The sequence below is a fragment of the Paenibacillus sp. 22594 genome, from assembly GCF_052044425.1.
GTDB lineage: Bacteria > Bacillota > Bacilli > Paenibacillales > Paenibacillaceae > Paenibacillus_AQ.
The window spans coordinates 1-21850 of the sequence record NZ_JBQENA010000007.1 but is presented as its reverse complement, the minus strand read 5'-3'; the positions used below and the strand labels follow the sequence as shown (position 1 = coordinate 21850).

General features: G+C 53.7%; 21 protein-coding genes and 1 riboswitch. Of the genes, 15 read left to right on the top strand and 6 right to left on the bottom strand.

Going from position 1 to position 21850, the window contains the following annotated elements; translation table 11 throughout:
• Positions 1-43 precede the first annotated feature (43 nt).
• The 5 genes from nfsA to ACTJKB_RS21255 all read left to right on the top strand — a co-directional run bounded on the left by nfsA (position 44) and on the right by ACTJKB_RS21255 (position 4442).
• Positions 44-796, top strand: coding sequence for an oxygen-insensitive NADPH nitroreductase (nfsA, locus tag ACTJKB_RS21275; protein ID WP_440836378.1), 753 nt, complete (start codon positions 44-46; stop codon positions 794-796).
• Positions 797-1036: 240 nt separating this feature from the next.
• Positions 1037-1948, top strand: coding sequence for an ABC transporter ATP-binding protein (locus ACTJKB_RS21270; protein ID WP_440836377.1), 912 nt, complete (start codon positions 1037-1039; stop codon positions 1946-1948).
• Positions 1948-2685 carry an ABC transporter permease gene (locus tag ACTJKB_RS21265; protein ID WP_440836659.1) on the top strand — a complete coding sequence of 246 codons (738 nt, stop codon included), beginning with the start codon at positions 1948-1950 and terminating at the stop codon, positions 2683-2685. Before ACTJKB_RS21270 ends, ACTJKB_RS21265 begins: the two co-directional genes overlap by 1 nt.
• A gap of 6 nt (positions 2686-2691) precedes the next feature.
• On the top strand, positions 2692-3843 hold the full coding sequence (locus ACTJKB_RS21260; protein ID WP_440836376.1) for a sensor histidine kinase: 1152 nt from the start codon (positions 2692-2694) through the stop codon (positions 3841-3843).
• Entirely contained in the window at positions 3840-4442 is a 603-nt protein-coding gene (locus ACTJKB_RS21255) for a response regulator transcription factor (RefSeq protein ID WP_074086670.1), read from the top strand. Before ACTJKB_RS21260 ends, ACTJKB_RS21255 begins: the two co-directional genes overlap by 4 nt.
• Before the next feature lie 809 nt (positions 4443-5251).
• On the opposite strand, the gene ACTJKB_RS21250 is transcribed toward ACTJKB_RS21255, so the two are convergent.
• Genes ACTJKB_RS21250 through ACTJKB_RS21235 form a run of 4 tightly spaced genes read right to left on the bottom strand, consistent with a single transcriptional unit; the run spans position 5252 to position 8335 of the window.
• Positions 5252-6109 carry an ABC transporter ATP-binding protein gene (locus ACTJKB_RS21250; protein WP_440836375.1) on the bottom strand — a complete coding sequence of 286 codons (858 nt, stop codon included), beginning with the start codon at positions 6107-6109 and terminating at the stop codon, positions 5252-5254.
• 54 nt (positions 6110-6163) lie between these two features.
• Complete coding sequence (locus tag ACTJKB_RS21245; protein WP_440836374.1) at positions 6164-6925, bottom strand: ABC transporter permease; 762 nt, start codon at positions 6923-6925, stop codon at positions 6164-6166.
• A complete protein-coding gene (locus tag ACTJKB_RS21240) occupies positions 6922-7215 on the bottom strand; it encodes a thiamine-binding protein (RefSeq protein WP_440836373.1) in 294 nt (97 codons plus the stop codon). The genes ACTJKB_RS21245 and ACTJKB_RS21240 overlap by 4 nt, the downstream gene beginning before the upstream one ends.
• A gap of 49 nt (positions 7216-7264) precedes the next feature.
• Positions 7265-8335 (bottom strand): ABC transporter substrate-binding protein, encoded by a 1071-nt coding sequence (locus ACTJKB_RS21235; protein ID WP_440836372.1) that lies wholly within the window; start codon positions 8333-8335, stop codon positions 7265-7267.
• Between the two features lie 125 nt (positions 8336-8460).
• A riboswitch (TPP riboswitch) is annotated at positions 8461-8572 on the bottom strand.
• Between the two features lie 179 nt (positions 8573-8751).
• Here ACTJKB_RS21235 and ACTJKB_RS21230 point away from each other — a divergent pair.
• Positions 8752-9828: a cobalamin-dependent protein gene (locus ACTJKB_RS21230; RefSeq protein ID WP_440836371.1), complete on the top strand. Its 1077-nt coding sequence runs from the start codon at positions 8752-8754 to the stop codon at positions 9826-9828.
• Positions 9829-9849: 21 nt separating this feature from the next.
• On the top strand, positions 9850-11535 hold the full coding sequence (locus ACTJKB_RS21225; RefSeq protein ID WP_440836370.1) for an ATP-binding protein: 1686 nt from the start codon (positions 9850-9852) through the stop codon (positions 11533-11535).
• 43 nt (positions 11536-11578) lie between these two features.
• Here ACTJKB_RS21225 and ACTJKB_RS21220 read toward each other — a convergent pair whose 3' ends face one another.
• Together ACTJKB_RS21220 and ACTJKB_RS21215 are read right to left on the bottom strand one after the other, a co-directional pair.
• Positions 11579-13036: a hypothetical protein gene (locus ACTJKB_RS21220; RefSeq protein ID WP_440836369.1), complete on the bottom strand. Its 1458-nt coding sequence runs from the start codon at positions 13034-13036 to the stop codon at positions 11579-11581.
• A 44-nt stretch (positions 13037-13080) separates the two neighbouring features.
• Entirely contained in the window at positions 13081-14253 is a 1173-nt protein-coding gene (locus ACTJKB_RS21215) for an MFS transporter (protein WP_440836368.1), read from the bottom strand.
• Between the two features lie 160 nt (positions 14254-14413).
• Between ACTJKB_RS21215 and ACTJKB_RS21210 the strand changes: the two genes are divergently transcribed.
• From ACTJKB_RS21210 to ACTJKB_RS21175, 8 genes are all read left to right on the top strand, one after another.
• Positions 14414-14854, top strand: a complete 441-nt coding sequence (locus ACTJKB_RS21210) for a pyridoxamine 5'-phosphate oxidase family protein (RefSeq protein ID WP_440836367.1) — start codon at positions 14414-14416, stop codon at positions 14852-14854.
• Between the two features lie 605 nt (positions 14855-15459).
• On the top strand, positions 15460-16497 hold the full coding sequence (locus ACTJKB_RS21205) for an EAL domain-containing protein (protein ID WP_440836366.1): 1038 nt from the start codon (positions 15460-15462) through the stop codon (positions 16495-16497).
• A gap of 194 nt (positions 16498-16691) precedes the next feature.
• Complete coding sequence (locus tag ACTJKB_RS21200; RefSeq protein WP_440836658.1) at positions 16692-17366, top strand: response regulator transcription factor; 675 nt, start codon at positions 16692-16694, stop codon at positions 17364-17366.
• Positions 17363-18808, top strand: coding sequence for a histidine kinase dimerization/phospho-acceptor domain-containing protein (locus tag ACTJKB_RS21195; protein ID WP_440836365.1), 1446 nt, complete (start codon positions 17363-17365; stop codon positions 18806-18808). The genes ACTJKB_RS21200 and ACTJKB_RS21195 overlap by 4 nt, the downstream gene beginning before the upstream one ends.
• A 59-nt stretch (positions 18809-18867) precedes the next feature.
• Positions 18868-19782: an ABC transporter ATP-binding protein gene (locus tag ACTJKB_RS21190; protein WP_440836364.1), complete on the top strand. Its 915-nt coding sequence runs from the start codon at positions 18868-18870 to the stop codon at positions 19780-19782.
• A complete protein-coding gene (locus tag ACTJKB_RS21185; protein ID WP_440836363.1) occupies positions 19779-20495 on the top strand; it encodes an ABC transporter permease in 717 nt (238 codons plus the stop codon). The genes ACTJKB_RS21190 and ACTJKB_RS21185 overlap by 4 nt, the downstream gene beginning before the upstream one ends.
• Before the next feature lie 2 nt (positions 20496-20497).
• Entirely contained in the window at positions 20498-21238 is a 741-nt protein-coding gene (locus tag ACTJKB_RS21180; protein ID WP_440836362.1) for an ABC transporter permease, read from the top strand.
• A 142-nt stretch (positions 21239-21380) separates the two neighbouring features.
• Complete coding sequence (locus tag ACTJKB_RS21175; RefSeq protein WP_025705626.1) at positions 21381-21746, top strand: ArsR/SmtB family transcription factor; 366 nt, start codon at positions 21381-21383, stop codon at positions 21744-21746.
• The last annotated feature ends 104 nt before the right edge of the window (positions 21747-21850 follow it).

The following is a 21850-nucleotide window of genomic DNA, read 5'->3' as shown; positions in this document are numbered from 1 at the left end:
GTTCATAATGCCTATATAACTAGAAAAAAGTGAGGTTAAGATTATGAAACCCAATAACGAAACGCTGGAGCTATTGAACCGGCATACCTCTGTCCGCCAGTTTTTGGACAAGCCGGTCAGTGACGGGCAGCTGGCGGCCATCATCGGAGCGGCCCAGATGGCTTCAACCTCCAGCAGTGTCCAGGCTTACACAGTCATTGCAGTGACCGAGCCAGCCCTCCAAGCCCAGCTGTCCAAGCTGTCCGGCGGCCAGGCTTACATTGAGCAGTGCCCGGTGTTCCTGGTCTGGTGCGCCGATCTGTACCGTCTGCGGGAGATCAGCGGACCTTATCTGCAGGGGGCCGAATCCTACGAGGATTCCACCGAGAATCTGATCGTTGCCACCGTCGACGTGGCGCTGGCCGCCCAGAATGCGGCGGTTGCCGCCGAGTCGCTTGGTCTTGGCATTGTCTATATCGGTGGAATCCGCAATCATATTGCAGAAGTGTCTGAACTGCTGGGGCTGCCCGAGCTGGTCTATCCGGTCTTCGGCATGTGCCTGGGGTATCCCGCCGGAGTGAACGGTATCCGTCCGCGTCTTCCGCTCCAGGCGGTGCTGCATCATAACGGCTATCAGGCTGAAACATCGGTAGGCCAGGTTAAAGTGTATGATGAAATAACGCGGGATTACATGCGTGAACGGACCGGAGGGCAAAAGGATACGCCTTGGTCCGAGATGATGGCAGGACGTCTCGCCCAGCCCTCCCGGCTGCAGATGAAGGAGTTTTTGCTGCAAAAAGGGTTCATGCAGAAATAGGCCGGGATGGCCTGACGTCTGCCGATTCCATAGGTTCAAAGTCAAGAGCCTCCTGTCGACGCTTCACGTTGGCGGGGGGCTCTTTGACTTGCCAGGCGAAGCAGGCAGATTGTGCTGTGCTTGCTCTAAGCCGGATGACAATTGTCACCCGGAAAAAATGACAGTCCATACTGATGTCACCTTCTGTTATTGATTACTATGGAAGTACGGCAAAGACATTAGGTGATGGAGGAATCAGACATGAATCACGTGATTGAAATGAACGGCGTCAGTAAAGCCTTCAATGATAAAAAAGCGGTCGACGGCATTAGCTTTACCATCGGCAAGGGGTCCATTACAGCGGTCCTTGGACCAAACGGAGCAGGAAAAACAACAATGCTATCGATGCTGCTGGGGCTGCTGGAACCCACAGAAGGAACGATTAAGGTATTTGGAAGCTCTCCCCGGGATGTGAGGGTGCGGGAGCGCAGCGGGGCTATGCTGCAGGAGGTGAGCGTAATGGACCGACTTAAGGTCCGTGAGATTATCGCCCTGATCCGCAGCTATTATCCGCAGCCGATGGATATGGACTTTCTGCTGGGGGCGACAGGGCTGGCTCCTGCGGATCTGAACCGCTATGCAGAGAAGCTCTCCGGCGGCCAAAAGCGCAGTCTCTCCTTTGCGCTGGCGCTGGCGGGAAACCCGCAGCTGCTGTTCCTGGACGAACCGACGGTTGGACTGGATACCACGGCCCGGCGCCACTTCTGGGACACCGTGAGGGAGCTGGCCGCCCGGGGTACAACGATATTGTTCACGACCCATTATCTGCAGGAAGCTGAGGATATTGCCGACCGGATTCTGTTGTTCAGTCAAGGGACTATCGTAGCGGACGGCAGTCCGGAAGAGATCAAGGCAAGAATGGTTAAGCAGTCGCTATCCTTCCTTCCAGCCGGGAATGCCGCACACCTGCGCGGACAACTGCTGGAACTGCCCTCTATTGAAGATTGCTACGACAAAGACGGCCGGATCCATGTGACCACTGAGAATACTGACGAGGCACTCCGGGGGATTTTTACCGGCGGACTTGCCGTGAGGGATGTGCGTATTCACCAGGGAAGCCTGGACGAAGCATTTGAACAGTTAACCATGAACAGGGAGGAAGATACGAAATGATGAGACTTGTTGCTGGGCAGTGCAAAGCGGAGATGCTGCGGATTTTCCGCAATCCCTATTATGTATTCTGGTCCTTGCTGATGCCGATCATGTTTTACTTCATCTTTACAAGAGTAGTGAACACGGGGCCGGACGATGCATCGGAGTGGCAGGCACACTACCTGATGTCCATGGCCGCTTTCAGTGTAATGGGCTCTGCCATTATGACCATGGGTATCCGGCTGGTCCAGGAGCGGACCCAGGGCTGGAGCACATTTATCCGTATCACCCCGCTGCCTTCTTCGGTATATTTTACAGGTAAAATGTTCGGTCAGACCCTCATGCATCTGTTCTCGGTACTTTGCATTTTTGGCGCTGGGTATTTGATGAACGGCGTATCGCTGACGGCTGGACAATGGCTGCTGAGCGGACTGTGGATTCTGGCGGGCTCCATGCCTTTTCTGGCCCTTGGTACGCTGGTAGGTTTCATGAAGCGTGTCGATACGGCAAGCGGTGTCAGTAATGTGCTCTATATGGGGCTGGCGGTTGCCGGAGGCATGTGGATGCCGCTTGATATTATGCCGAAGCTGATGCAGCGGATTGGTCACTGGTTGCCTTCTTATCATTTTGGGGATGGGGCCTGGAGGATCGTAGCCGGGAATCATCCGCAGTGGGGAAGCATTCTGATTTTGCTCGGATATCTGGCGGTCTTTATGATACTATCGGTCTATATCCGAAAAAAACAGGAAGCGGTGTAATCCATAATGACGCGCAGGCAGTTTCGGTTGTTTCCGCAAAGATTCGGCTTTTTCCCTTATATGTGGCTCCTGTACTTATTGTTTCCGGTCATCAATCTGCAGGAGGAGCATGGAATCAAGCTGGTGCTGGGTGCAGTAATGCTGGCCTTGTTCGTCGTGACCTACCGTCAGCTCTATTGGGTCACGGGCAGAAACTTTACCTTGTGGCTGGCTCTGCAGGTGCTGATTATTGTGATTTTGAGTGTAGCTTATACGCCTTATGATCTGTTTATGGGCTTCTTCACGTCAAATTTTATCGGTTGGTACACGGAGGATAAACACTTCAAAATGGCTTATTCTGCTTTTGCAGCTATGGTGCTTGTTCCGTTAATTATGGCTACCTGGGGGATGGCTATAGGGGATCTGGTGTTCCTGTACCCTTTCATGATTATTATGCTGGTCTCCCCGTTCGGCATCCGCTCGCTGTACCGCAAGAGAATGCTCGAAAAGGAGCTGGATCAGGCGAATGAGGTCATCAAGGAGCTGGTCAAACGTGAGGAACGGATGCGGATCGCCCGGGATCTGCATGATACGCTGGGGCATACGCTGTCGCTGATTACCCTCAAGAGCCAACTGGTGGAAAAGCTTGCGGCCAAGGATACCGTTCGTACACAGGCCGAAGCGAGGGAGATTCAGCGGATTTCACGCGCTGCGCTGCGCCAGGTTCGTGAGCTGGTATCGGAGATGCGTGCTATATCCGTGGCTGAAGAGCTGGCTGAAGTAGGGGAGATGCTGCGCACTGCAGAGATTGTCCTGGAGATCGAGGGGGATACGGAACTGGAGGGTGTATCCGACCTGACGCAGAATATTCTGAGTCTCTGCATCAAGGAAGCGGTGACCAATATTGTGAAGCACAGTGAAGCAGACTGGTGCCGGATTGCCATTGCCATGGCAGAGGGGGACGTCCAGATTACCATTGAAGATAATGGGGTTGGTCTACATAACCGGGATCCGGAAGGCCGGGGGCGGAGCGAAGGCAACGGGATCAAAGGGATGGCCGAACGGCTGTCGCTGATTGATGGATCGCTTACGCTGCGTTCGGGAGCAGAGCGGGGCGCTGTCTTGACGGCAGTTGTCCCGAGAGTAGTCAAGGAAAGAAAGGATGGAGTGACTGCATGATACGCATCGTGATTGCCGAAGATCAGCGCCTGCTGCGCGGGGCCATGGCTTCGCTGCTGGATCTGGAGGACGATATTGAAGTGGCGGGGGAAGCTGGAGACGGAGCAGAGGCGCTTGCAGTGATTGAACGGCTTCAGCCGGATGTATGCCTGATGGACATAGAGATGCCTTATAAAAGCGGGCTGGAGGTCGCGGAAACGCTGAAAGCTAAGGGCTGCGCCACCAAAATCATTATCCTGACCACCTTTGCCCGTCCGGGCTACTTTGAGCGGGGCGTAAAGGCTGGCATTCAAGGTTATCTGCTGAAGGACGAGCCGGTGGATAAGCTGGCGGATGCGATCCGCCGGGTGATGGCCGGCCACCGGGAAGTGTCTCCCGAGCTGGTCTTCGGCAGCCTGCGGGAAGAGAATCCGCTGTCTTCCCGGGAACAGGAAATCCTGAAGCTGGCGGGTGCCGGCCAGAGTGCGGGGGAAATTGCTGCTACGCTGCATCTTTCCTACGGCACCGTCCGCAATTACATATCGGAAATTCTGAACAAGCTGGAAGTGAAGAGCAGGATCGAAGCCGTGCGGCTGGCAGAGGAGAAGGGCTGGATGTAGAAGGGATGCGTGCTTCAATTGAAGTCCAGATATGCTGCAGTAAAATGAAGTGGAAGCTCCGCTGTGCTGCAGTAGAATGAAATGGATGGAAGTTCAGCTGTGATTGTTAGGCATACTTTCTTAAAAATGGCTGAGTGGCTGAGTGGCTGAGTGGCTGAGTGGCTGAGTGACTGAGTGGCTAAGTGGCTAAGTGGCTAAGTGGCTGAGTGGCTGAGTGGCTAAGTGGCTAAGTGGCTAAGTGGCTAAGTGGCTAAGTGGCTGAGTGGCTGAGTGGTTGGGTAGCCGAGTAGCTGAGTAGCTGAGCAGCCAAAGGAACAACGGGGAGCAGGCAGTAGGCGAATATTAAGGGTTAGTGGAATTTATACCCTTAATCTGGCGGGATTTGAGTGTTTTCGGAGTTTAGTGGGATTTTGTACGCTTAATTCTGGCCAATGGGTCCTAGACTGGGCTCTCACGTTGAAATAGTTATACTTTTTCCAACTAAGCACACTCTATGCTTGTTATGCGCAGAAATAAGTGTACGATTTCCCACTAATTTTCAACGGAACATATTCAAATAAGCCCGGCCCCTCATCATAGGGGGCCGGGCCTATTTGTTGCAGTTGAGTAAAGACAGCCAATGCATTTCAAGCGGGTGGAACGCAGGTTGGTCCGGCATGCTGCCTGGATGCGCCACGTAACGCTACGAATAAAATGCGGCCGGGCATGCTGCGAATAAAATGCGACCGGGCATGCTGCGTGGACGCGGCCCGGCAAGCTACATGCACGCGGCCCGGTATGCTGCGTGGATGCGCCCCGTAACGCTGCGCTTACCGGACTGTCCTGGCCTGCTCCTCGCGCATCCATTCCGACAGCTCGCGTCTGAGCTGCAGGAATTCCAGAGAATCGGTCATTTCCCCGTGCCGCGGACGCGGGAAGGGGACATCAACGATATGCAGGACGGAGCCGGGCCGTCCCGAGAAAACATAAATACGGCTGGAGAGAAGGAGTGCTTCCTCGATATTATGGGTAATGAATAATACCGAACGGCGGTTTTCTTCCCACAGCTCCAGCAGCCAGCGCTGCATCTGCTCACGGGTCAGCGCATCGAGCGCACTGAACGGCTCGTCCAGCAGCATCAGCTCCTGCGGTGCGAGCAGCGCACGCAGGAAGGCTGCCCGCTGCTGCATACCGCCCGACAGCATATGCGGGTAGGCGCGTTCGAACCCGCCCAGACCGACCTTGTCCAGCCAGTGGCGGGCGGCTGCCCGTGCTTCGGCCTTTGGTTCGCCCTTCAGCTCACCGGCGAGAAGGACGTTGTCTTCGATGGTACGCCACGGGAACAGTGCAGGCTGCTGAGGCATATAGCTGATCTCTCCGCGCTGCCCGGTTACGATCTTACCGCCCATGCTTACCGTTCCGGCATCAGGCAGCTCCAGGCCGCCGATGATGTGGAACAGGGTGCTTTTGCCGCAGCCGGAAGGGCCGACAATGGAGACGAATTCCTGGGGCTCAACCGTTAGAGATACATTGTCGAGCACACGGGTCTCGCGGCCGCGGTGGAAGAAGGCCTTGGATACGCAGTTTACGTTCAGCGCGGGCGGCGAGGCTTGAGTTTCGGGCAAGTGCCCAAAGGAAACCTGTTCCCTGGTGTTCGAGTTGGGATAGCCTGCTGTCAAATCATTCATCCCCTTTCCGGGAAGTGTAGGTGGGACAATTCTGTAAAGTGTGCATAGCCTGTATCAAGAGGTCTTGCGCGGCTTCCAGCGTACCAGCCACTTCTCCAGAAGTGCGATCAGGGCAAACAGCACCAGACTAAGAAGAACAATAATTACGATGGCAACGAACATCCGGTCTGTGCGGTAGGAGGCCTTCTGCAGCAGCATGTAATAACCAATTCCCTTGTCTGCGCCGATCCACTCGGCAACCACAGCGCCCATTACTGCATAGGTTGCGGAGATCTTAAGGCCGGAGAACAGGGCTGGCAGAGAACCGGGCAGCTCTAGCTTTGAGAAGATTTGCCACTTGCTGGCCCCGGCCATTTTCATATAGTTCATCATGATCCGGTCGCTTTGGGCCAGCCCGCCCATGGCGGCAACGGCAACCGGGAAGAAGCAGACGAGTGTGATGAGTACGATTTTGGGCAGCAGCCCGAACCCGAACCAGATAATCAGCAGCGGCCCGAGGGCGATGGAGGGTACATTCTGGCTGAGAATCAGCAGCGGATACAGCGCTCTTTTCAGCCAGGGTACTAAATGCAGCGATAGAGCTACAATCAGGCCCACACCTGTTCCGATCGGGAAGCCGATCAAGGTCAGCCGCAGCGTAGCGGCCGTATGCGCCCAGATACCGGAAGCGTTACCCCGGGATTCGCGGGCGATGTCGCCGGGGCTTGGCAGCATCCAGGAAGGGACATGAAGTACGGAAACCGCTAATTGCCATACGCCCAGAAAAAAGATGACCGCCACAAGGGGCGGCCAGATTTGGTTCCAGTACGATCTCACGGCCGGTATTTTTCCGTCAGCTTATCCATGCTGATTCCGCTGGGGTTATGGGCGATCTTGATTTGCGAGATGACGCTGGGGCTGCCCGATGCGATCAGCGCTTCATGCATTTGGCGTACCACCTCTAGCAAATCGCTGAGTTCGCCCTCCATCGTGGTTTCGAGCGGATTCACCTGGTGCTTCACGCCGGATTGCTGAATGACCTCAATGGCCTTATCCACATAAGGAATAGAATCCTCGTTATTCGGAGTTTTAGGAATGACTTGAATGCTGAGCAGAGTGTTTGCCATATCAATCAGATCCTTTCAGGTTGGGTATTGTAAAACTTGCAGTGTAAGACTACTTGTTCTCAGGAAGAAATTCATTCGTGAACGCTGAAGCGGTATCCAGTGGTTTGTCCAGTAGCTTCAGGCCGTACATCCAGTCGGCGTAATTCTTCCAGACCTCGGCTTTCTGCTCTCCCCATCTGGAGGCATCGTCCGTATATTTCGGGCTGAGCCATTTCTGGCTGGCCAGGACGAGCTTGGGATCCAGATCCGGCACGGCCTTCGAGAGGATGGCGGCAGCTTCTTCCGGCTTGTCGATCGCATATTGATAACCTTTGGAGGTAGCTGCAAGGAACGCCTTCACCAGCTCCGGATGCTCAGCGATTTCCTTCTCGCTCGTGGTCAGGACCGGGGTGTAGTAATCCAGCTGAGGCGCGTAATCCTTCAAATACAGCATGTCCAGCGGTTCACCGCGCAGCTCGGCTTCAATACCGGTCCAGGCGTAGAATATCCAGGCAAAATCGATATCGCGTTTCACGGCGGTGAAGAAATCGGCTTCGCCGATATTGACCAGCTTCACCTTTTTAACATCGCCGCCTTCAGGGTCCATGATCGCCTTCATGGCAGCTTCTTCAGCCGGGGAACCCCAGCCGCCGTAGGTTTTGCCTTCGAAATCCTTTGGTGTCTTGATATTACGGTCCTTCGGGGCGGCAAACCCTGAGGTATTATGCTGGATGATGGCGGCGATCGAGACGAGCGGCACATCCTGCAGACGGGCCAGGGTGAGCGCCTCCTGGGCACTGATGCCAAAAGCGGCTTCGCCTGAGGTGACCATCGTGTCGGCTCCCGCCGCACCCGGCTGTACAATTTCTACATCCAGGCCTTCCTCCTTGTAATATCCCAGCTCTTTGGCTGCATAGAGGCCGGTATGGTTCGTATTCGGCGTCCAGTCCAGCGCGACCTTGATCTTAGTCAGTTCCTTAGGCGCGTCCGTTCCTGCTGCGGTTGCTTCCGGCGCGGCGGTGCTGTCCCCGGCTGGAGCGGCGCTATTCCCGCCGGAATTGGCAGTATTACTGCCGCACCCGGCCATGACGATGACCAGCATGCAGCTGATGCAGAGCATTAGTACTTTTTTGACTCCCATTTCTATTCTTCTCTCCTTCCAGCTAACCCAGTCTTCCGAACTCTGATGATGTCCATACCAAAAAAAAAGCGCCCCGAAGATCGGGACGCCAGCAGTTGCGTTAGGTGACCGCTTAGCCAAAACGGCTGAATGCGGATGGTGATTCCTACGCTGGCATTATCCAGATCAGGTATAAGGGTCAGTATCTGTGTGGGATACACTCTCAGCCGGCCAATTCCAGCCCCCCTGGTACTATGAAGTTATGGGTGTTGCTGTGTTCTTACGCTGTATTATAGCGGTCCCCTTCGGGGTTGTCCAGTAGCGGCCCCGGATTCCGGCAATCTGCCCAAGCTGTGCCAGGCACGCCGGGTAGACTTGCCATATGTTATATAATAAGATTAATACTTTACAATTATGTTTTAAAAAGGAGTGACCCTATGCTCACTGATCAGCAAAATGCCGGAGAACGGCTGAAGGTGCTAGCGGAACAGTTGGCTGAAGAAGTCACTTTGCGTCAGTATGAACGCCAGCCCGAGTTGCGGCAAAGATTCGGCCCTTCCGGAATGGCAAGAACCAAGCAGGATTCACTATATCATTTACGGTATCTGGCGCAAAGTGTGGCGCTGGACAGCCCGCTTCTATTTATTAATTATATTGTCTGGCTGAAGGTGCTGCTGGCACAGTACAAAATCACGGGTAAGGATCTGCAGATCAATCTGGGACTGATGAAGGACGCCATAGGCTTACGGGTTGAGACACCGGAGAAAGATCTGATTCTAAGCTATCTGGATATGGGAATTCACCATGCACTCGAAGAGCAGAGTGTGCCGCCCTTTCTTCAACCGGACAAACCCTATTACCGTGAGGCAGAGAAGTACCTGAAGCTGCTTCTGGACGGTGAACGCCGCAAGGCTTCGGAATTTATACTGGGGCTGCATGATGAAGGCGTGCCCATTCATGATCTTTATCTGCACATTTTCCAGAACAGTCAGTACGAGATTGGCCGTCTATGGCAATTGGGTTACATTACTGTAGCTCAGGAGCATTACTGTACAGCTTGTACCCAGAGCATTATTTCTCAGCTGTACCCGCGTTGGATTCAGGCTCAGGAAGGAAAGAAAACACTGGTGGTGGTCGGAGTCGGCCAGGAACTGCATGAGATCGGACTGCGGATGCTGGCCGATTTCTTCGAAATGGAGGGCTGGAACACCTATTATCTGGGCTCCAATATGCCCGCAGAGGGTTTGATCCGGTATCTGAAGGAACAGCCTGCTGACCTGCTGGCCATCTCCATCACCATGACTTTTCACGTATCGGAGGTTCAGCGTCTGATCGCGTCCATCCGTACGCATGCCGAACTGAACCACATTAAGATTATGGTCGGCGGAATGCCGTTTAATATAGACAGAGAGTTATGGCGCAAAGTGGGCGCCGACGGCTATGCCCCCGATGCCAAGGGAGCGCTGGAGATAGCGGGGCGTCTTATACCCGAAGCGTTACTCCGAGAGAATTGACATAGAAGGCGGGAGAAGGAAATGACCGACCATGAGCAAGAGATCCGGAAACTGAGGGAGACGATTGAGATGCTCTCTAATCAGGTGATTCAGGGACAGCAAAGAGAAGAACAGGCCTTGGCAGAATTCTCCGCGATGAACAATGAATTAATTACGATGCACCGGCTGCTCGCCAAGAACAGTGCCGGTCTTAAGGCGATGAAGGAAGAGGCGGAACGGGCCAACCGGGCGAAAAGCTTGTTTCTCGCTACAGTGAGCCATGAAATCCGTACGCCGATGAACGGCATTTTGGGAATGACCGAGCTGCTGGAGGCTGAAGGCGCGACGGATGAGCAGCGGGTTCAGCTGGAGGTCATCCGGGAATCAGCCCAATACCTGCTGCAAATGATCAATAATCTGCTGGATATCTCCAAGATTGAAGCCAGCCGCATGGAACTGCAAAAGGCTCCGTTAAGTATACGTAATCTGCTTGAACATGCGTCCAGTCTGCTCTCTCCGGCCGCCGCGAAGCGCGGGAATATCCTGAAATGGCAGGTTGCAAGCCGTGTGAAGAGTACGCTGAGTGGAGATTCGTCCAAGATTCTTCAGGTACTCATTAATTTGCTGGGTAATGGCATTAAGTTCACACGGAACGGGGTAGTGGAGGTGACCGTAGGATTGGCTGGAGAGGATGGCACGCATCAGCGGCTGTCCTTCGAAGTCAGGGACGAGGGTATCGGCATCCCGCTGAAGGATCAAGCGAAGCTGTTCCGGCCGTATTCTCAGGTCAGCCGCGAGTCGGAGATGGCTACGGAGGGAACGGGCCTGGGTTTGTCCATTTGCAAGTCGATGGTGGAGCTGATGGGCGGGACAATCGGAGTGGACAGTGCGCCTGGCCAGGGCTCAACCTTCCGGTTTGAGATTGCCATGGAGAAGACTGCTGAACCGCAGGAAACCCTGAATTCGGCTCAGGCTTTTGTGCCGGAGACCCGCTTCAGTACAATGCCGGTGCTGGTTGCTGAAGATAATGGACTGAACAGCACGCTCTTGCTGTTGCAGTTGAAGAAATTGGGCATTACAGATGTGGAACTGGCTGACAGCGGAAATGAGGCTATAGAAGCCTGGCAGCGGAGACAGTTCGGGCTTATTCTGATGGATAGCCGGCTGCCGGGTATGAATGGAGGCGAGGCGGTCCGGATCATCCGCCAGCTGGAATCCGCCGGGGCCAGATCGAGAATTCCCATTATTGGTGTAACCGGGGATGGATCGGAAGAGAGCCGGGAAGCGTTTTTCCATGCGGGGTTGGATGACTGGGTGGTGAAGCCGCTGAATCTGGATAAGCTGAAGCAGCTTCTGGACCGGTGGTTCGGCCCCGAGCCGTATATTCCGGTGCTGAATGCGGATACGATATCCGGCATCCGGGAAATGGACGGGGAGGAAGAGCCGGAGCTGCTTCGTGCGCTTGTGGACATGTTCAAGAACGATACGCCGCTGCGTCTGGCTGCCCTGCAGGTGGCGGCTGAAGCAAGGGATCTTTCCGAGATTGCTGCGGTGGCTCACAGCCTGAAATCCGGCAGCCTGGGGCTGGGAGCACAGTACTTCGCCCATGTATGCGCGGGCATTGAACGGCACGCCAGAAGCGGAGAATATGAACCGGCGGCACTGCTGCTGCCAAAGCTTGCACCTGCGTATGCGGAGGCCTGCCGGGAACTGGAGAACCTGCTGTAGATCAGCGGGTTCTCTTTTAGTATAGGTGTGGGGAGTCATGCCTCTAATATCTTTTTCTTTTTCTGCGGCGGCTGCGGATCCCGTTCCACAGCTGCTTCAGGCTCAGGCCGACACTGACAACGATCCCTGTAAATGAAACGAACAACGCCAGATATTCAAATGGGGAGTATTCCAGCATTTTACTCCAGTCAATCTTGCCTTTAAGGTCCTCGATCACCTGGTTCATGCCATAAATACCGCTCACCACCGTGAACACCGTCAGGATCATCAGCAGTGTGTCCCGCCGTTTGGCCTGGAATTTCTCCTGGTATTGAAACAGGTCATTTAAGGTCATTTTGACCTCTTCGAACAGGGCGTCATTCCCGTAGACCTTGCGCAGCTGGAAAAAAATCTCCCGGCCCTGGGACTGCGAAATGAGCTCCAGAAAATAAAATTTGGCCGAGAACTTGTTGATCATAAAGATCAGATTCTCGATTTCATCAACGTCGTGGTTAATACGCAGCCGGGAGTGGAAGTTGGCCAGCTTCAGCAGGACGATTTTATGAAATATGCTTAGCAGCAGCCCGTAATAATATTCTCCATACATCTGATTTATAAGCTGGGTGGCCACCCGGGGTTCAGCCCGGCTCAGGCAGCAGAACGTCTGCTCATTCGTCATGTAATAAGTGTCCGGCCCCCAGCGGTTATAACAGTGCTCCCCGCAGTAGTCCCGAATATACCCGGGATCGCTGGCGCTGATGTGTGGTTTGCCTTCCAGGGTCAGACCATCTAGCTGGGAAGCTCGGTATAGCAGCTCCACACTAATCTCATTTTCCTTGTCCTCCTGCCGGTCGAAGCCGTAAAAAGCCTGAACCAGCATTCTCTCATCCACAAAGAACGGCAAAGTTTCAAAATAGGCACCATTGATTTCCGAAGGGTCGAGAAAAGGCTCCAGTCCGCCCACTAAATTCCTGAACACAAAATCCTCCACCTGATCAAAGGAACGGTCATGACAATGAATAGAGGTTTGTTTGTCCTGAAAAGATACATCCTCCAGCGTCCGGAAACGGTCGGCGAACTCAAGGACGGTGCTGAAGGGGAGATGCTTCTCCCCGATGCTGATTCTGATCGTCAGGAATCCGAGATCGAAAGGGCAGACGAATACATCCGTGGAGAGCACTTGAAAATGAACCGACTGTCCGGGCATATCCATCCTGCAGGGCAAATGGTTGGCCCGGGAAAAGCGTCGGAAGGAATCCTTGTCCTTCTCGCGGGGAAACAGCACATGGGCAGCAAACGGGAGGTAGCTCCGCTCCATCTTTTCATGGGAAACACAGTAGCCCTCGCCGTAATAAGCGTTCTCCAGTTCTTTGTTGTCAAGAAAAAACCGGGTGAACCCTTCTTGTGTCAGATGTTCGATCAGCCTGGTATCCTCACCGTTCTTGACGGAGAAGGGGAAGATGAACTGCAGCAGGGCGGTATGAAGGGTTGGTTCAGAAGCAACAGGGATAAGTTCAGGCATAAATAGGTCCCACCCTTGCATGAAGGATAATTACACGAAATATATTACCCTAATTTCCAGGCTGCCACGCTAATCAGGAACAGCACGGCGGCAAAAGCGGCCAGCAGTCCCGAGGTCTGGGCGATCTGCAGATGATCCATGGACCAGCCAGTGGCAAGCGGCAGCACCGCGCCGCCGATCCCGCCGGAAGCGATCATAATGCTGGGAGTGGATTCCTCGGCTCCGGGCAGCAGCTTGCTGGAGAAGACGAGCGCTATGGAGAAGATGCCGGACATGCATAGACCGAGCAGCGCCAGTACAGCAAAAGCGGCCACACGCTGCGCTGCGAACGGGAAGATCGCCAGCAGCAGCACAGTAGCGAAGCAACTGGCCAGCACATATCTCCGGTAGGAGATCCGCTCAGCTAGAACCCCGGCGTACAGCCGTCCCGCAGACATCGCCAGCCAGAAGAAGGTGACCGTTAGGGCCGCCGAAGCGTCACTCATGCCGAGTTTGGCTATGAAGATCGCCGGCATGAAGTTGACGAGGCTCATCTCCGTACCGACGTAGAGAAAGAAGAAAGCTATGAATAAGCTGAGCAGTATCCACTGCCTGCCTTTATAGGGAAGTTTTCTTGAACGTAGGCGCTCAGCGCCCCGTTCCCTGCGCGGGGGGCGTTCGTCGAGTACACTCTGCAGGCGGCCGAACCCGCTTTTGGCCCAGAACAACAGAGAGATCAGCGCAAAGGCCGCGACGATCAGGAAGGCGAGTCTCCAGGCGCCGGCTGCAATTAGCGGGCTTGCAACCAGCGGCATCGCGAGCGCACCTACGCCGAACAGCACCTCCAGCCGGCTCATGGCCACAGCGGTTCCTTCCGTGACAGCTGCTATAATGATGGTGCCGATGACGGCTTCAATCATGCCGAAGCCAAAGCCTGCGGCCACGGCGATGACATACATCCAGCCCCATGGCGGGAGAAAAGCATAAGCGGTTTCCGCACATACCAGCAGACCGGTGGCGATCAGCAGACCGCCCCGTTTGCCGAAGCGGCGGTTCAGCAACGGCGAGATTAGCACACCAGCCAGGAATCCGGCGAATTGGCTGAAGATCAGCTCGCCGCCGGCGCTGTAATTGCGGTCATAATGCTGTAGTAGAACGGGAAGAATAGAGCCCAGAACCACGTGGGCTAGTCCGATGACAAAGTAGGAGAGGCAGCCGATCCAGATCAATTTTTTCAAGTAGGGAAGCTCCTTCTGTAATGCGTTTATGGCTGGACGCAGGATTCAATACCTTCTGAACGGGTACACTATCATAAGCAACGGTTTTATCATAAATCCAAACTGCGGACGTGGATATATAAACTTATATTCACATGAATAGAAAGGAGCTGTTTCGTCAATGGATAACAGAGAGCTGGAGCAGACGATCATCAAGGTGCTGGATGACAACAAGTTCGGGTCCTTCGGCACGATAGAAGCCGGCAACAAACCTAAGGTGCGTTATATGGCGGTATTTCATGACGGGCTTCACATTTATTTGGCTACCAACCGCCAAACACATAAGGTAGAGGAGCTGGAGGATAATCCGAATGCTTTTCTGCTGCTTGGATATGAGCAGGGCGGCGGCAAAGATGTGCTTGAAATTGAGGCCACCGTTGCCATCACCAAGGATGAAGGCCTGCGGTCCAAAGTATGGAACAAAGAGCTGGAGAAATGGTTCAAGGGTCCGGATGACCCCAACTATGTGATCCTGGAGCTGAAGCCGACACGAATTGAGTATATGGGTAAGGACCAGCAGCATGGTGTCTGGGAAGGCTCGACGGCGGTCTCCGGCAAGTAGGAGAGTTATTTTTTGATACTTAAAAAAGAAGAACGTAAAGCAGCGATTCTGCCGTTATTGGAGAATCGCTGCTTTGCGTTCTCAGGAGGTTTGTAGAATTTGCATGCCACCTTTGGATCTCTCCACTATATAGTTTGAAGTTGGAAATACCTGATGAGGGGGATCATTCTTAGTGGAAAAAAGCTCGCTAATCCAACACATTCGGCATATAGAGTACCTTATGTGGGAAAAAGTAAAACTAATTCTGCTGAAAACGGCCGTATGGGATGATTATGCATGTATTAGGTGTACAAAATCCCACATAAACCTTTTGTAGCCAAGGCTAAAGCCTATTTAGTTCTACTTATTCCACCTAGCTCCAGTTCCTAAGGGACTTAATGGCATTGTTCAAGCCTCAAGCTTCAAGCCTCAAAGCTCCTGCCTCCAGTTCAACAGCGACACAAACTGCGGTTCGTTCGCGGAGCCTCCAAGGTATACGTCCACGTACATCTTACTCGAAAAACAAAGGGATAATTTGTCTCAGGAGCCATGGCTGGCCTATGGGAAATCATGTTATACTTTGCCTTATAAGCAGTATCGACATCATGAGGGGCGGAGGGGATTCCATGAGCTGCATCGACTGTTCTCCAATTGAACCGGTGGAAGACGAAGGGGATTTGAAGTTCAGGCCATGCACGGGTCCCCTTGTTGCCACTCTAAGGGCTGAAGGCTACACGGTTGAAGAAGTACAAGACGCAGGAAAGATTACATACGGATCCCGCGAGGAGCTCTTGCGGCTTCTGGAGCGGCTGGATAGGCTTCAGCAGGAGCTGGGTTTACAATTGTCGGTAAGCCTTAAGGGCCGGACAGGCCGGGGTTTGGTGGAACGGTGGCTTGCGCTGGAGCAGCTGAAAGTCAGATTTACCAGTGAGAATCTGATTGCCATCATCGCCAATCACAATTTCTGCAGCCATATGCAGCCTATTGTGGATTTCAATGAGGCCATTGTGGGCTTTGAGCTCTTGCTGCGGCCGCTTCCGGGGAGCGCCTCTTTTAAACCCTACGAGCTGTTTGAGATTGCCCGGCAGACCGGATTTCATTCTTTTCTTGACCGGGCTGCGCGCATATCGGCTATTGAGACCAGCTCAAAGCTGCTGCCAAAGGGGATCAAGCGGTTTGTTAATTTTTTGCCCTCCTCCATCTACAATCCTAAGTATTGTCTTACCCACACCTTTGAAGCCATCAGACGCCTGGACCAGATCCCGGGGGACTTTGTGTTTGAGGTCGTGGAGACGGAAAAGATTGCACATATCCCCCATCTGCAGGATATTTTTAGCGAATATCGCAAACAGGGCCTGCTGGTCGCACTGGACGATGTCGGTGCCGGATATTCCACGGTAGAGGTTATGACGAGCCTGAGGCCGGATTATGTCAAGATTGACCGCGGGCTAATCAGCTTCTGTGACCAGGATGACGCGAAACAGCTGATCATCCGGGATATCATGAACCGGGCATGGGATTGTGGAGCCAAGGTGCTGGCTGAAGGCATTGAACGGCGGGAAGAGTTTCTGTTCTGCCGGGATATCGGCATGGACCTTGGACAAGGATATCTGCTGGGCAAACCGTCAGACAAGCCGCCGGCCCATTTTGGACACATTGCATAATAGGTAGTTTATTCATCCTAGGATGCGCAGATGTTTTCTGTGCTGCCCTGGGGATTTCTTGAATATAAGGATTTATATGTTTTACGCTATAAATCATCCTTCTATTTCTCGCTGAAACGGATACCGTCCCTTAAAAGGACGGCGAAGCCGTTTCTACTTGTTTTGCCGAATGAAGGAGAAAGGATTTGAAGCTGATGAGCGTTACACTGCTATATATTGAAGATGACCGGGAGATCGGCAGCGCTGTCTCTGCGGATTTGCGTGAGCGGGAATATGCCGTCCGCTGGCTGGAAAGCGGAGAGGGCGCGGTTGAGGCTGCGACGGGCTGCCAACTGGCGATTCTCGATGTCATGCTGCCGGGTCTGGATGGTTTCACCGTTGGACAGCGGCTGAAGCGGACCTATCCGAATCTGCCCATTCTGATGCTCTCTGCCCGGACCTCGATTGATGATAAGCTTCAGGGCCTGGAGTTCGCCGATGATTATTTAACCAAGCCTTTTCATCCCGATGAACTGGCCGCGCGGATTGAGGTGCTGTTAAGACGGACGGGAGCAGCCATGACTGTGCCGCTGACGCTGAAGCATCTCATGGTATACGAAGGAGACAACCGGATTATAGAGGCGGACACCGGCAAAGAAATCTTGCTGACCGGCAAGCAGTTTCAAATCTTCTCCTATTTGCTGCGCCATCTGGGCCAGATTTTGACGAAGGAGCAGATCTATGAGGCGGTCTGGGGAGAGAGCTATATAGAAGGTGACAAGACACTCATGGTGCATATCCGTTATCTGCGCGAGAAGCTGGAGCTTGATCCGGCGGCGCCGGAGATTATTGAGACGGTCCGGGGGATCGGCTACCGGGTAAGAGCATGAGGATAAAAGACCGTTTCCGTAGGCTGCACAGCTCGCTTCTCTCACGTTATCTGCTGATCATTATGGCTGCGCTGCTGTTTATTCCCGCCGGGCTGCTGAGTATTCCGTTGACCATGACGCTGTATGGCCTCTTCAATGGAATGACTGGGGAAGAGCTGCCTAAGGAATATGCACCGTATGACAACATTGTCGAACTGGAGAAGAGTTGGCATAAGGAAGCGGAGGCGCTTCTTGGCAAACCACCCGAGGTGATTAATGAGCGGCTGCGGGCGTTAAGCAACACCTACAGCCTGGCTTCGATGTTCTGGGTTGACGGAGATGGGCGTACCCGGCTGTCGCTGGAGTCCGCCGATCCGAAGCTTTGGCAGCAGAATGAACGATATACCGTCCCCTCACAATGGACCGCTTCAGAGGCGATTTCCTTCATGAAAAAGAGCTCGGACCTGGACCCGCTCGGCATTGTCGCTTTTGTGGGGGATCAGGACGAGGCCGGGGAAGGCTTTATGGTGATGCAAATCCCTGGCGTCGTCAAGGAGCGGACTTCTTTTGACGGTGTCAGTGTATGGTTCACGGTAGTCATGCTTGCGCTTTTTACAGTGTTCATTATAGTATCGCTACTGTTCTTTATCCAAATCCGCAAAAGGCTTGTGCGTCTCGAGACGGCCATGGTCTTCACGGGAGAAGCTGGCTTACCCCGATCGATTGTTCCGGGGAAGTCTGATGAGATTGGCCGTCTGGAGACAGCCTTTAATACCATGGTAACCGAGCTTGCCGCCAGCCGGGGGAGAGAGGCGGAAGAGGAAGGCCTGCGCAAGCGTCTCGTTGCGGATTTGTCTCATGATCTGCGCACTCCCCTTACCGTTATCCGCAGCCATCTTCATATTCTGGGCAAGGAAACTTTGACGCCCCGGGGCCAGGAATCGCTGAAGCTGATGGATGAACGGATCGATAGTCTTGGCGGGCTGATCGACAATCTGCTGTCTTATAATCTGCTAAGCAGCGGGCGGATGACGCTGAACCTGGAGCGCAAGGATGTACTGAGACTGCTGAGGGAGAGTGCTGCGGCGTGGTATCCGCTGTGGGAGAAGGAAGGATTCCAGATTGAAATTGACCTGGAAGCTGAGCCGTTGTATTGGACTGTCGATGAGAGCTGGTTCCGCCGCATTCTGGATAATCTGTTCCAAAACATTGTACGCCATGCACGGAGCGGCCTCTATGTAAGCGTAAAGCTGGAGGTTATTGACGACCAGCGTCTGATCGTGATCAGTGACCGCGGCCGCGGGCTGGGCAGTGGCTCCGAGTCCAAAGGAGCGGGCCTGGGCTTGTCCATCGTCGATCTGCTGATAAAACGGATGGAGCTGGAATGGAAGGTGGACAGCACAAGGAAAGGCACCAGTATTGTAATACTAAGCCCTTCGGATGGAATTTTAAACAAAACTTAAACTTGCTGCCGCCATGCTTTTAACCTTGGGACGTTATGCTAATTACCGAGGTGAAGAGAATGAAGGAAACAGTGATCGAAACTAGAGATTTAGTAAAGGAATACCGCGGCCGGGCTGCGGTGGAGCATTTGAACCTGAATATAGGTAAAGGGGAAATCTACGGCTTCCTGGGACCCAATGGTGCGGGTAAAACAACGACCATCCGCATGCTGCTTGGGCTGATTAAGCCGACTTCGGGAAGTATTGAAATTTTCGGGCAGGAGCTTCGCCGGAATAAGCTGCAAATTCTGCGCAAGGTGGGATCACTTGTAGAATCTCCGTCTTATTACGGCCATCTGAGCGCCTTGGACAATCTGGAAGCCATCCGTCGAATAATTGATGCTCCCAAGACACGTATAGCTGAAGTGCTGGACATTGTTTCTTTAACGGGGGAAGAAAAGCGGCCTGTGAAGGGCTTCTCGCTCGGCATGAAGCAGCGTCTTGGCATTGCTGCCGCGCTGCTGGGCAGTCCGGAGCTGCTGATTCTTGACGAGCCCACCAACGGTCTCGATCCGTCAGGTATACAGGAAATCCGCTCGCTGATCAAGCGCCTGCCCGCAGAAGAGGGGATCACGGTCCTGGTATCCAGCCATCTGCTGAGTGAAATTGAGCAAATGGCGGGGACCGTCGGCATTATCCGTGCCGGACAGATGGTCTACCAGGACACCATTGCCCACCTGCAGCAGCAAGCGGCAGGTGACCTTCGTCTTGCCGTGTCCGAGCCGGAAGAGGCCCTCGCTCTGGCCACCCGGCGCGGCTGCTCAGGCACGCTCCAGGAAGGGCGCATAACGCTGCCCCGGATGAGCGATGCCCGGGTGGCGCTGCTGATCAAGGAACTGGTCGAGAATGGCCATGCGATCTACCGGATCGAGGAGCACAGACAATCTCTGGAGGAATTCTTCCTTCAAGTAGTCGAAGGAGGCCAGTCCTTATGATGTGGCGTTCGTTCTCGGCGGATTGGCTGAAAATCCGCGGTAAAGGCTTGTGGTTCCTGGTTTTCCTTGGCCCGATTGGACTCCTTGCCATGCAGGGGTTGAACTTCGGAATCCGTTATGATTATCTGACGAAGCAGTACCAGTCTGATCTATGGGGGGGATTGCTTGATAATGTGGCCAGTTTCGTGCCGGTGGCACTCTATTTGGGTGGTACGCTGATCTGCTCGCTGATGGCGAATGTGGAGCATCAGACGAGCTCATGGAAGCAACTGCTGGCGCTGCCCATCTCCCGGACTGCCGTATTTATGTCCAAGCTGCTGCTGTGTCTGCTGCTTGTCGCCGTCTCCTGCCTCCTGCTGTCCGTGGGGACGGTAGGTTTAGGATATCTGCTCGGCTTCGGCGATCAGCCGGTTCCCTATGCGAAGGTGATGCAGATCGGGTTCGCTTCCTATGCTGCGGCGCTGCCTGTGATATCCTTGCAGCTATGGCTTTCCTTGTCCAGCCGCAACCAGACCCTGCCCGTTTCGTGTGGCATTACCTTATCGCTGGGGAGTTTTTTCTCGTCATTTCTGTCCGAATGGTTTCCCTTGACCTGGCCTACTTTGGCCTGGAGCGCTCCCCGGCCCTGGTTGTTTAGCGCGGCGGGGCTGCTGCTGGGACTGCTGCTATTGCTGCCGGGAGCCCTGCATTTCGCGCGAAAGGATGTGAATTGATCATGGCAATCTTCTGGAGAGTTCTGTCCGCAGAAAGACTGAAGATATCCAAATCCTTCGTTTGGCTGCTGGTTATAGGCAGTCCGGTGATCGCCGTACACATCGGAGCACTCGCCAATATGGAGGAGGAAGGTAGGCCTATCAACTGGCAGGTACTGCTTGGTGTCATGTCAATGGCTCATGCTATGTTATTTCTTCCGATACTCACGGGTATTTTCGCGGCATTAATCTGCCGAACCGAGCATGTTGACGGCGGCTGGAAAATGCTGCTCTCGCTGCCCGTGACGCGCACTTCCGTGTATTTTGCAAAATATACTATGGTTATGGGCCTGCTGGCTGCTGTACAGTTACTGTTTTTTGCAGCAGTGATGGGCATGGGTGTGGTGCGCGGGGTGGATGGGCCTGTACCTTGGACGCTTCTTATGTCCAGCGTTTTCGGCGGCTGGTTCGCCTGCTTACCGCTGGCCGCGCTGCAACTGGCAGTATCCCTGAACTGGAACAGCTTTGGCGCACCTCTGGCGTTGAATGTGAGCTTAACCATCCCTAATATGCTGATCGCCAATTCGTCCACTTACGGGCCGTATTACCCTTGGGTTCAGCCGCTGCTGGCGATGTCGCCTATTGGAGAGGATAAATTCGGGGCCTTTAATTTGCCTATGGAAAGTCTGATGGTTGTAGTATTCGGCAGTCTGATTATCTTTATGGCGGCAGGTCTATTCTCCTTTTGGCGCAAAGCCGTCTAAACACGGCGCCTCTTGCTGCTTGCAAGTCTTCCCATACTGGCCTTCTCCATGGACATCAGGTAAAGTTTTGCTATAATTAATCGTAGAAGCTTCGATTAACTATCGGTATGGCCGGATGAAATAGATGGAGGAGGGCGAGAGCATGGAGCCAGCGGCACTCGAAGAATGCGACAATACATGCAACGGTTCGGAGCTGGAACCGGAATCTATGGCGTTAATCCTGCCTGACCGCGGGACAACGGATAAAATGGCGGAGATGTTCAAGGCACTGGGTGACCCTACAAGAGTACGGATGATTTATGCCTTGTCGCAAAGGGAGTTGTGTGTGCATGATTTGTCATCCATACTGGATATGGGGCAGTCGGCGGTATCCCACCAGCTGCGCTATCTGCGTAATCTGCGGATTGTCAAACGCCGCAAGGAAGGCAAAACCGTATATTATTCGCTGAATGACGCGCATGTGGAGCAGATTTTTCTGCAGACCCATGAGCATATCCGGCATGAATAGATGAAAAAGGGTGCTCTGCAAGCCAAAATGATATGCTCCCCATATAGTGGACAGGTGAAATAACAAAAACCTGTTACTGTATGGGGAGCATTTTTTATGGAACA